At 42.9% G+C, this 11,519-nt stretch carries 10 protein-coding genes; 1 reads left to right on the forward strand and 9 read right to left on the reverse strand.

The genetic code is table 11. The features are described 5' to 3' along the window. Window positions 1-145: 145 nt before the first annotated feature. From VIM89_RS11805 to cobA, 9 genes are all read right to left on the reverse strand, one after another. On the reverse strand, window positions 146-964 hold the full coding sequence (locus VIM89_RS11805) for a universal stress protein (RefSeq protein ID WP_488156357.1): 819 nt from the start codon (window positions 962-964) through the stop codon (window positions 146-148). A gap of 40 nt (window positions 965-1,004) precedes the next feature. Further along, on the reverse strand, window positions 1,005-2,420 hold the full coding sequence (locus VIM89_RS11810; protein WP_488156358.1) for an inorganic phosphate transporter: 1,416 nt from the start codon (window positions 2,418-2,420) through the stop codon (window positions 1,005-1,007). 222 nt (window positions 2,421-2,642) lie between these two features. Continuing rightward, the gene (gene katG, locus VIM89_RS11815) at window positions 2,643-4,916 is read right to left on the reverse strand and encodes a catalase/peroxidase HPI (RefSeq protein WP_488156359.1); all 2,274 of its coding nucleotides are present in this window, start codon (window positions 4,914-4,916) and stop codon (window positions 2,643-2,645) included. 155 nt (window positions 4,917-5,071) lie between these two features. Continuing rightward, complete coding sequence (locus tag VIM89_RS11820; protein ID WP_488156360.1) at window positions 5,072-5,281, reverse strand: hypothetical protein; 210 nt, start codon at window positions 5,279-5,281, stop codon at window positions 5,072-5,074. Between the two features lie 79 nt (window positions 5,282-5,360). Then, window positions 5,361-5,939, reverse strand: a complete 579-nt coding sequence (locus VIM89_RS11825; protein ID WP_488156361.1) for a porin family protein — start codon at window positions 5,937-5,939, stop codon at window positions 5,361-5,363. Between the two features lie 201 nt (window positions 5,940-6,140). Further along, window positions 6,141-6,905 carry a LytR/AlgR family response regulator transcription factor gene (locus VIM89_RS11830; protein ID WP_488156362.1) on the reverse strand — a complete coding sequence of 255 codons (765 nt, stop codon included), beginning with the start codon at window positions 6,903-6,905 and terminating at the stop codon, window positions 6,141-6,143. Then, entirely contained in the window at window positions 6,886-7,923 is a 1,038-nt protein-coding gene (locus VIM89_RS11835; RefSeq protein WP_488156363.1) for a sensor histidine kinase, read from the reverse strand. The genes VIM89_RS11830 and VIM89_RS11835 overlap by 20 nt, the downstream gene beginning before the upstream one ends. A gap of 82 nt (window positions 7,924-8,005) precedes the next feature. Continuing rightward, complete coding sequence (locus VIM89_RS11840; RefSeq protein WP_488156364.1) at window positions 8,006-8,353, reverse strand: DUF7009 family protein; 348 nt, start codon at window positions 8,351-8,353, stop codon at window positions 8,006-8,008. Then, window positions 8,337-9,098 carry a uroporphyrinogen-III C-methyltransferase gene (cobA, locus tag VIM89_RS11845; protein ID WP_488156365.1) on the reverse strand — a complete coding sequence of 254 codons (762 nt, stop codon included), beginning with the start codon at window positions 9,096-9,098 and terminating at the stop codon, window positions 8,337-8,339. Before cobA ends, VIM89_RS11840 begins: the two co-directional genes overlap by 17 nt. 296 nt (window positions 9,099-9,394) lie before the next feature. Between cobA and nirB the strand changes: the two genes are divergently transcribed. Then, window positions 9,395-11,519, forward strand: a 2,125-nt coding sequence (gene nirB / locus VIM89_RS11850; RefSeq protein ID WP_488156366.1) for a nitrite reductase large subunit NirB, incomplete at its 3' end; no start/stop codon positions are given.

The following is an 11,519-nucleotide window of genomic DNA, read 5'->3' on the forward strand; positions in this document are numbered from 1 at the left end:
ATTATAACAACGACAGAATCAAGCTCAATCTAAAAGGAATGAGCCCGGCTAAATACCGAGCTCATTATGATAATAATAATTAAGTTTGTCCAACTTTTGGGGTGCACTTCAGATCTATCCGCCTTTGCATTTTCTTTATCAAGTGTTATTCGTGCAGAACCAATATAGCTTTTACTGATTTATTTAACACTCTATCTAACGTACTGCGATTAAACAGGCGGTAAACCACATTGTGATGGTGCTTTACCAGGCAAAGGATGTCTGTATCATTTGATTGCACAAAATTCAGGATACCTTCACTTGCACTGCTTCCGGTTACATAATTAAAGTCGAGCGTAGTGTTTTTGATCAGGTCCCGCATTCTGCTTTCTTCTGTTTCCAGGTTCTTATCCTCAGATTTACCTGATACATAAAGAATATTCATTTTCTCTGCACCGAAAGCTGATACCATTTCATTCAGGGCGTTCACATCATAAGCCGAAAGCCTGGTATCGTAATCGGTTGCCAGGGTGATCATTGGTTTTTCAGGGAATTTACTTTCCACCGGAACCATCAGCGTAGGAATTTTGATCACTTCAATAACACTGCTGGCATTACTGCCCACAATACCGGTAATTCCGGTCGATCCTATCATGCCCATCACCAGTAATTCTACATGATTTTGGCTCACATATTCGCTCAATACAGTTTTTAAAGAGCCAACCATGCAAAGTGTGGTCACGGGTACATCCTTGTATCTATCGTCAACAATTTTACCAGCCCAATCTTTCAGGGCCGCGCGTTTGTTATTGTGGTAGTCTTCGATAAAAACTGCGTTGTATATATTATTGCCCACACCTTCCATTGAGGGGATAGCATTGATAGCGCAAACTCCCATATTCAGCACCTTAGCCAGATCCATGGCATATTCCATCGCGTTAGCAGCGCCGTTTGAAAAATCAGTTGCAACAAGTATCTGTTTCATGTCTTTAACAAGTTTAAATTAATGTTTTTACTAATTATTTTCAAATGAATAAATGGAAGAACATAAATAATAACAGTGCCAAAATGATAGCAACCGGCAAAGTAAGCACCCATGCCAAAGCTATATTTTTCAGCGTTTTGCTGTTCAGGTTACCCGCACCGCCTGAAGCCATCATTGATCCGGCAATGCCGCTGGATAATACGTGCGTGGTACTTACAGGTAAACCAAACGAAGTACTCAAACCGATGGTTGATGCAGCAATGATCTCAGAAGTTGCGCCCTGCGCATAGTTCAGATGTTCGTTACCGATCTTCTCACCGATGGTTACTACAATACGTTTCCAACCGATCATCGTGCCAATACCTAATGAAATAGAAATAGTTGCAATTACCCATACCGGTGCAAAATCGGTAAGGCCGTTCAGGTCTTTTGACGCTGATTTTAACACGGTCATATCATTTGCTGCCCAATTAGCATTTTTGCTGGCTGCAACCAGATCAATAGTTTTTACTACATTCTTGATCTGTTTGCGGAATTTATAAGTTTTCACCGTATCGGCTGCGAGCCGAGTTTTAGTGCCGGCTATAGCGGAATCAAGATGCAGGATCAGCCCTTTGGTTATCACATCGGATGAAGCAAGTTTTTGATTAACTATCTGCTCTGTTTTATTAAGCGATGATAATATCTTGTCGTTTGAAATAGCATGGTTCACCGCAAATTTTGCAGGAACAAAGGCTATCAGGATCAGCATTAATAAACCAACACCTTTCTGACCATCATTACTGCCATGGAAAAAGCTAACCAGTGTACAGGTTAACACCAACAGCCCCCTGATCAGTATTGGTGGTCTGTCATTTTCGCCCTGCGGAATATGAAATAATGCTGTTGATTTTACCACATGTTTCAGGAAATACATCAGTAATGCAGCTGCACCGAAACCGATCAGTGGCGAAAGGATAAGTGATAAACCTATTTCTTTTGCCTTGTCCCAGTTTACACCCGAACCGCCGTAATACCAGGTAAATGCTATACTGGCGCCGATCATCGCCCCGATCAAAGTATGGGAGCTTGAACAAGGGATACCGAGATACCATGTGCCCAGGTTCCAGATAATAGCGGCGAGCAGTACAGCCAGCACCATACAGGCGCCTACAGCCACAGGCAGCTTCATTAATTCGTCGAGTGGCAATAACTTTAATATGCCCATTGCTACGGCAACACCTCCGAGGAACACACCAAGGAAGTTAAAAAAACCTGACCAGGGAATAGCATAAACCGGCTTTAACGCTTTGGTATAAATAACCGTAGCAACAGCATTCGCAGTATCGTGAAAGCCGTTTACAAATTCAAAGCCAACAACTGCCAGCAAGCATATCATAAAAACGATGGTTAATGAAGTGCTTAAGCTAACTTCACCAATCAGGGGGAGGGTGATAGAACTTAATACGTGGAGCATAAATTTTAGCTTTTGTGAATGGTTAATTGTGATGTATGGATTTCTCTCTATCAAAGAAATAGATATGCCGCGTAAATCCCGAAGATTTAAGGTTAAGAAATTGTTATATTATCTACCCGCTTGTATTATGTAACATTCTAGTTACCAATAATTTACACAAATGTTAATAACAAAAAAAGGCGGACTGTAATAATCCGCCTTTACAATAATTTATGGTCTATTTTAAGCCAGATCGAAACGATCAAGATTCATTACTTTGTTCCATGCGGCAACAAAGTCTTTTACCAATTTAGCCTGCCCGTCAGCTTCGCCGTATACTTCTGCAATAGCTCTCAGTTCAGCATGTGAGCCAAATATAAGGTCAGCTCGGGTGGCAGTCCATTTGAAGCCCCCTGTTTTGCGGTCATGTCCTTCAAATAGTTCCCTTTCCTCGCCGGTTGGTTTCCATGCAGTACTCATATCGAGCAGGTTGACAAAGAAATCGTTGGTCAATTGCCCGGGGCGGTGAGTAAGGACACCATGAGGTGAACCGTCATAGTTGGCATTCAATGCGCGCATACCACCAACCAGCACAGTCATTTCAGGCGCTGACAGCGTTAATAATTGTGCTTTATCTATCAGGTACTCTTCCGTACGCACACGGGCTGATTTACTACGGTAATTGCGGAAACCATCAGCTTTTGGTTCCATATATTCAAAAGAATCAACATCAGTTTCTTCCTGAGAAGCATCCGTACGGCCCGGAGTGAACGGTACATTGATATTACTGCCTGCATCTTTAGCAGCTTTCTCTACCGCAGCACAACCGGCCAGTACAATCAGGTCAGCAAGTGAAATCTTTTTACCGCTTTGCGAATCGTTAAATTGTTTTTGAATGCCTTCCAAGGTGTTTAATACATGATTTAACTGTGCAGGATTATTTGCTTCCCAATATCTTTGAGGAGCTAACCGCACACGGGCACCATTAGCGCCACCACGTTTATCGCCGCCACGGAAAGTAGACGCTAAGGCCCAGGCAGTAGAAACCAGTTGAGAAACGGTTAAGCCTGATTCTAAGACTTTTGACTTCAACGAAGCAATATCATTCTGATCAATTAGCTGATGATCTACAGCAGGAACCGGGTCTTGCCAGATCAATACTTCGGCAGGAACATCCTTGCCTAAATAACGTGCACGCGGCCCCATATCACGGTGTGTCAGTTTGAACCATGCGCGGGCAAACGCATCAGCAAATTGATCAGGGTTCTCATAAAATCGTCTTGATATCTTTTCATACTCCGGATCAAACCGTAATGAAAGGTCGGTAGTAAGCATTCTCGGTGCATGCTTTTTATTGGAATCGAATGCATCTGGGATAACTGCGTCTGCATTTTTTGCTACCCATTGATGAGCGCCACCCGGACTTTTAGTCAACTCCCATTCGTAATTAAACAGGTGATCAAAAAAATCATTGCTCCATTTAGTTGGCGTTTTTGTCCAGATCACTTCCAGTCCGCTGGTGATAGTATCTGCACCTTTTCCTGAACCATAGCTATTATTCCATCCAAAACCCTGGTGCTCTATAGCAGCCGCCTCAGGTTCTTTACCTACATTATCTGATGGCGCAGCTCCGTGGGTCTTTCCAAAGGTGTGTCCGCCTGCGATCAAAGCAACTGTTTCTTCATCGTTCATTGCCATACGGCCAAAAGTATCACGGATGTCTTTGGCAGCCATAACAGGGTCAGGGTTACCGTCAGGGCCTTCCGGGTTTACATAGATAAGACCCATTTGTACAGCGGCAAGTGGTTTTTCCAGGTTACGCGAATGAATGTCACCATCTGCATCATCATCGGATACGAGCACTCCTCCGGCTTTTTCCACGCCTTCATCACCGTGCGCATAACGCAGATCACCACCCAGCCATGTGTTTTCAGCACCCCAGTATACGGCCTCATCCGCTTCATACACATCCTCGCGGCCACCGGCAAATCCGAAGGTTTTAAAACCCATCGATTCCAATGCAATATTGCCGGCAAGGATCAACAGATCGGCCCATGAAATCTTGTTACCATATTTTTGTTTGATCGGCCAAAGCAGCCTGCGCGCCTTATCCAGGCTCACATTATCAGGCCAGCTGTTTAGTGGTGCAAAACGCTGCTGCCCCTGCCCTGCCCCGCCTCGGCCATCGGTAATACGATAGGTACCGGCACTGTGCCAGGCCATACGGATGAACAGGCCCCCATAATGACCGAAGTCGGCAGGCCACCAATCCTGTGAATCGGTCATGAGAGCGTGCAGGTCGTGTTTTACAGCCTCCAGATCAAGGCTTTTAAAAGCTTCGGCGTAGTTAAAGTCTTTATCCATCGGGTTAGATGCACCCGAATGCTGACGCAGGATGCTCAGCTTAAGCTGATTTGGCCACCAATCGCGGTTCCTGGTGCCGCCACCTCCAACGTTGTTTTTCATGCTGCCATTGTGAAATGGACATTTGCTGATGTCATTAGCTGAGTTTTCCATAGTTTTAAATTTGGTTTGCTTATTCCCAAAGTTAAAACAGTACTTCCGATAGAAAAAATCAATTGTTTTTATTCCAATATAGGTTTTATCTATGTGTGAATTGGCTTAAGTCGAAATGTAAAATTACCGGCATAGGAAATTTCAAACCACTTTTATCATTTCAATACCTGGCATTTAAAACCGTTAAATGTTAGTATCTGAATAATATATATGGAGCAAAATCTCTCGCCTTTAACCCTTAATATCCTGTCGCAATCTTCAAGATCAAAGTTTATTTCGGCACCTGGCAAATAATGCCCTAGCAGCAAAAGCAAAGTTTCTGCCTGCGTCGTATTTTCGACGTCGGTTTTAAAGATCTCTATCATAAAAAGATATTTTACCTAAAAATCCCGGTCGAGTACAACCGGGATAAGCTTTAGTTGGATTGAAATCAAGGAGAAAGGGTTAAAAAACGTAGAATATGCTTGCCTGGACAGCATTGTTTTTGTAGTTGTTAGTGATATTCGAAATATTAAAATCACTTACTTTCGATATCCCGTAAATATACCTGGCGCCAATACCCAGACCCATTTTGGTTTGGTAACCTATACCACCGGCTGCAGCCAAATCCAGCTTTTTAGCAAAATTATTGGTGTTGATTCCTGCAACGTCTTCCTTCACTTTAATCCCAACCTGCGTACCGGCTTCGAGATAAAACCCGTGAGTACGGTATTTCAAAAGAAAGGGCACAGACATATAGTAAAGTTTAAGATCCTGGTCACCAAGTGAGCCGCCTTTTATTTTTGCTCCCTGGGTCGAAAACAAGAATTCTTCCTGCACCATAAAATTATCTGTGAATTTAAAAGCTACGGTTGCTCCGCCATGGAAGCTGATCAACGGATCAGATGGAAAATCGGCGTTAGTAAAATTTGTAACATTAGCGCCTGCTTTTAGGCCGAATTCCAGCCTGTCAAAAATACCTTTGGTTTGACTAAATCCTTTTACTGATACCAGAACGAAACAAATTAACAATAGTTTTTTCATGAGTTCTTCTTTAAAGTTTGACATACTGATGCAGCACAATGCTGCATTTGTTATTATTTGAGGCAAAAATGTTCCTAAAGCAGGCCCTTAGAAAGGAAAAGCTGACCGAAGCGGGCAAAGTGAAACCGGAAGCGGAAATAGGCAGGAGTCAAAAAAATATAGAAAACAGGATTGTGTAAGTTGAAGAAATATCCAAGCACCTCAGGCTTTTGTAAGCCAATTAAGGAATTGAGGCGCCTTATTTTTACTTACGATCACCTTCTCTGCAAAAGGGATGCTCAGGTTCACAGACAGTTTTCTCGAAAAGAAGTTGGATACATCAGTGATTGCTTTGCGGCAAACCAGGAACTGACGGTTCGCTCTGAAAAAGGTGCTTCCGCTAAGTTTCTCGAGTTCATCCAGGGTTTTATTGGGGTAAAAGGTTTTGCCGGAAAAAGTTAATAAATGAGTTGTTTCGTTAGCTAGGTAGAACATAGCTATATCTTCTAGCTTAACCGGGATAATTTTGTCCTGGTGATAAACCAGTACAGAAGATAATTTTGACGTCTCCCTTTCACTCAGCAATTGCATCAACGCCTCATATTGCGGCACCTGTTCAGCAGAAAATATTTTTTTGAGCTGATAGTATCGCTGCAAAGCATCCTGCAGGGTTTTTGTGGTAAATGGTTTAAAAATATAATCGATACCGTTTGCTTTAAATGCATCCAGGGCATATTCATCATAAGCGGTGCAGAAAATGATCGGGGCAGAAACTGGTTCGGCAACAAATATCTCAAAACTGAGACCATCACCAAGCTGTATATCACTAAAGATCAAATCAGGGCTTTCAGCGTTTTTGAAATAAGCAATGCCTTCCTTTACGGACTTGATTTGTATGATATCCGTGGGTTCATCAATCAACTTGCGGATATTTAGCTCCAGGTCGTCTGCAACTACCCTTTCGTCCTCAATAATTACTATGTTCATTGCTCAACAATTTAATGCTTACCGAGAACATATTCCCACCTTCTTTAACAATTATTTCATCACCCGACCAAAGCCGGTATCTTTCCGCCAGATTGGCAAGGCCATAGTGCGCCGAGGCAACCTTGATTTTTTTCTTCTGCAAATTGTTGGTGACAATCAATCGATCTCCTTCCTGGCTGATATTTACATACAGCGGTTCTTCCTGCGTAAAATTATTATGCTTTATGGCATTTTCAAGCAATGGCTGCAAAGAAAACGAAGGCAATGAAAAGTTTTTTAGTGAGTCTTGGGGTAAAGTTATCGTACATACCAGCGCCGTACCAAAGCTTATACGCTGCATTTCCAGGTAGTCGGATAAAAGTTTGACCTCATCCTCCAAAGCCGATATATTAGATGAATTGTGAAATATCGAGGCCCTTAAAAAATTAGCCATATGCACAATATAGGTATCCGCAACTTGTGTATCCTTATGATACAATGCTTTCAAAGTATTCAATGCATTGAAAAGGAAGTGAGGCTGGATTTGCTGCTTTAAAACAAGATTCATCGCTTCGGCATTTGCCGCCTTTAACATAGAAAGCTCCAGTTCACTCTGCAGTCTGTGTTCGTATGATAATACAGAATCGTGCATTACGATGATCATTGCATTAATCACAATACCCGATCCGATAAACGCCAGTAATAAATTTATATCCCAAAATGAACCTGGCCTATCTCCCGCCCATGCAAAAACCGGACGTAATAGTAAATAAATGACTATACTGGCAGTATAGGTTATTAAAAGACGATAATATCTGAATTTCTTCGACCTTATCGGGATCCTATTCGCTAAAATGGCCATACAAATAACATCACTGTAACCTACCAGCACAATTCCCAGCATGGTTAAGAACGTATAGTAATATACATGCTTCTCTGTATCATTACGTAAAATAATGAAATAGAAAATAATGCCTATGATTACCGACAATAACCAGCTAAGGCGATTTAAGCGTTTTACGGGTAAATATTCCTGCATTAATGTAAATCTACTTAATGCAATTGAGTATTAATTGGGAAGAGACCCCCAAACGGACAAAAACGGGGTTGAACAGTCTCTATCAGCAAACTAAACTGGGATTAGGATAATTATCGCTCTGATTTTCAGCGACATTATCCAGGCATTGAAAATCCTTTTCAATCAGCAGATAAAGCGGCCCTTTCTGTTCAAAGCCAATCCGCTCTGTTTCTACCCATTCATCACACCAGCTATAAGGCATAAAAACGATGATCTTGTCGTTCATAAACTCGGCCTCGAGGCTGAGGGTTGGACCTCTTTGCAAAGCGTATGTAAGCTGCGTCCTTCCAAAATCAATTACTTCCTCAATATAGCCGTCGCGTGCAAACCGTGCCACATCAGTCATCGAAAGCCTGTACCTCAACGAGTTTCCTTTAATTCGTACCTTCATGATCGTTCATATTTAAAATATCCCTCAATTCAACTACATATCCTATTATAATAATAGCCGGGTAGGTCAATCCATTATTTTCTGCCATCGCAGGCAAATCCTTAACCAATCCTGACACCGACTTTTGATGCTTTAGCGATGCATGCTGTATAATAGCTGCTGGCGTATCACCTTTTCCTTCCTGTATATAAGTATCGGCAATGGATGCCAATTGTTTCATTCCCATATAAATAACTACAGTAGCATTGCTTTGCATAGCCAACCGCAAATCGGCTGATAATGTGCCATCCTTTTTGGTACCGGTTACTGCCCATATACCTTCGCTGATTGCCCGGTGTGTAAGCGGTATATCTTCCAATCCACAAGCCTGCATACTGGTTATACCCGGAATAAAATGGGTTTTGATACCCAATTGCCTTGCATAAATGATCTCCTCAAACCCTCTGCCGAATATAAACGGGTCGCCCCCCTTTAATCTTACTACTTTGCCTTTTGTAAAGCAGTAATGCTTTATCATCTCCAGTATAGCCTCTTGCGGGGTATATTCTCCATAAGGCTGCTTGCCTACATATATTTTATCGGCATAAGCGGGGGCTATATTCAGTAATTCTTTATTTGCAAGGTTATCATATAACACCACTTCGGCAGTTTCCAGCACTTTATATCCCTTAATAGTCAGCAAATCAGGGTCTCCGGGGCCAGCTCCTACTACAAACAACTCAGGAATTACATTTTTAGTCTTCATATTTCTATAATTTCTGACAATTTTTGATTTAGATGAATAAAATCAGGTCAAAAATTCAATTTATATACAAAACAAGATAATAAATATGATTTAAGTCATGAAATTATCTAAAAAATAGAGTCATTTTTTGATTAAATATTACAATTATCATAAAAATGATTGAAAACAACATTAATTCTTGGCATTTTCTTGTTAAACATCACAAAATTGACTAATATTGTTATTGTAAATACATTTCTGGTCGCAACTTTAGTGCATTTACTGAAAAAAATTGCTTTAACATTTAAAAAACTAATATGTCGAAACCAACCATCATTGTAGTTGGCAACGGTATGGTAGGCTACAAGTTTTGTGAAAAGCTTGTAGCCAGGTCAACTAACTACAATATTATAGTATTTGGCGAAGAACCACGCCGCGCATACGACCGGGTTCACCTAAGCGAGTACTTTGCCGGTAAATCGGCGGAAGATCTTTCGCTTTCATCCGTGTCATGGTATGCCGACAATGATATAATGCTACATCTTGACGATCCGATACAAGAGATCAACAGACTGGCAAAAACAGTTCACTCCCTAAAAGGATTAAACCTAAAATATGACTACCTGGTATTGGCCACAGGCTCCTCGGCGTTTGTACCGGACATACCGGGAATTGAGAAAGAAGGCGTTTTTGTATACCGCACCATTGAAGACCTTGATTTGATTAAGGCCTACGCAGCTAATGCAAAGAGGGGAGCCGTGATGGGCGGCGGCCTTCTTGGCCTGGAGGCTGCCAAAGCGCTGATCGACCTTGGCATCAACGAAACCCACGTAATAGAATTCGCCCCGCGATTAATGCCGAGACAGATTGACTCAGCCGGAAGTGCCATGCTGCAGTCTAAGCTTAAGCAACTCGGCTTAAACATCCACTTGAATAAGAGCACTGCCAACATTGCGGGCGAACACCAGGTAAACGCTTTAAGATTTAACGACGATACTTCTTTACCGATCGACATGCTGGTTATCAGCGCAGGCATACGCCCGCGCGATGAGCTGGCCAAATTGGCAGGACTGCATACAGGCTCACGTGGCGGCATCCTTGTAAACGAGAAGATGCAAACCAACGACGAGTCAATCTTTGCTATTGGCGAGTGTGCGCTATATGAAAACATGATCTATGGCCTGGTAGCGCCGGGTTATGAAATGGCCGATGTTGTGGTTTCGCAATTAATTGATACAGAAAAGTCATTCCACGGCTTTGACATGAGCACCAAGCTGAAGCTAATCGGCGTGGACGTGGCCAGCTTTGGCGATGCGTTTGTAACCGAACCTGATTGCCGGACCATCATTTTTGAAGACACCCACAAAGGCGTTTATAAACGCATCAACATCAGCAATGATGGCAAATACCTGCTTGGGGGCATCCTTATTGGCGAAGCAGAAGCTTATAACATGCTTCTGCAGACTGTTAACAACAAAATCATACTACCACCAAATCCGGAGGACCTGATATTAGGTTCGCGAGGGGAATCCGCAAGTGAAGGCGCAGGTGTTCTAAGTCTGCCTGATGATGCTTTGATCTGTTCGTGCGAGGCTGTGACCAAAGTTGCTATATGCGATGCGGTAAATGATGGCTGCACTACCGTTGATGGCATTAAAAAATGCACTAAAGCCGGCACGGGCTGTGGTGGTTGCGTACCGTTGGTAAAAGACCTGATTGCAGGCACTATGAAAGCCAATGGTCAATACATCAAAAATGTAGTATGCGAGCATTTTGACTATTCAAGACAGGAACTATACGACCTGGTAAAGATAAATAAGCTAAAAAGCTACGACCTGGTGCTGGATCACTTTGGCAAAGGCGATGGCTGCGAGGTGTGCAAGCCGGCGGTAGCAAGCATACTCTCGAGCCTGTGGAACGATGTAATTGTGAAGCAGGATACAATACAGGATAGCAACGACCGTTTCCTGGCCAATATTCAGAAAGGCGGCACCTATTCAGTTGTTCCACGTGTGCCGGGCGGCGAGATCACCGCCGACAAACTGATCGTATTGGGCCAGGTCGCAAAAAAATATGGCCTTTACACGAAAATAACCGGCGGGCAGCGCATCGATCTGTTCGGCGCCCACTTGAACGACCTGCCGCTGATTTGGGAAGAACTTATCGATGCCGGCTTTGAAAGTGGCCACGCCTATGGCAAAGCCCTGCGTACCGTAAAAAGTTGTGTGGGCAGCACCTGGTGCCGCTTCGGTTTGCACGATAGCGTATCGTTCGCCATAGAAATTGAAGAAAGATATAAAGGCATCCGCGCTCCGCACAAGATAAAAGGCGGCGTAAGCGGCTGCATCCGCGAATGCGCTGAAGCCCAATCAAAAGACTTTGGCGTAATAGCCACCGAAAAAGGTTGGAACCTATACGTCTGCGGCAATGGCGGTTCAAAAC

Source organism: Mucilaginibacter sp., from assembly GCF_036568825.1.
Lineage (GTDB): Bacteria > Bacteroidota > Bacteroidia > Sphingobacteriales > Sphingobacteriaceae > Mucilaginibacter.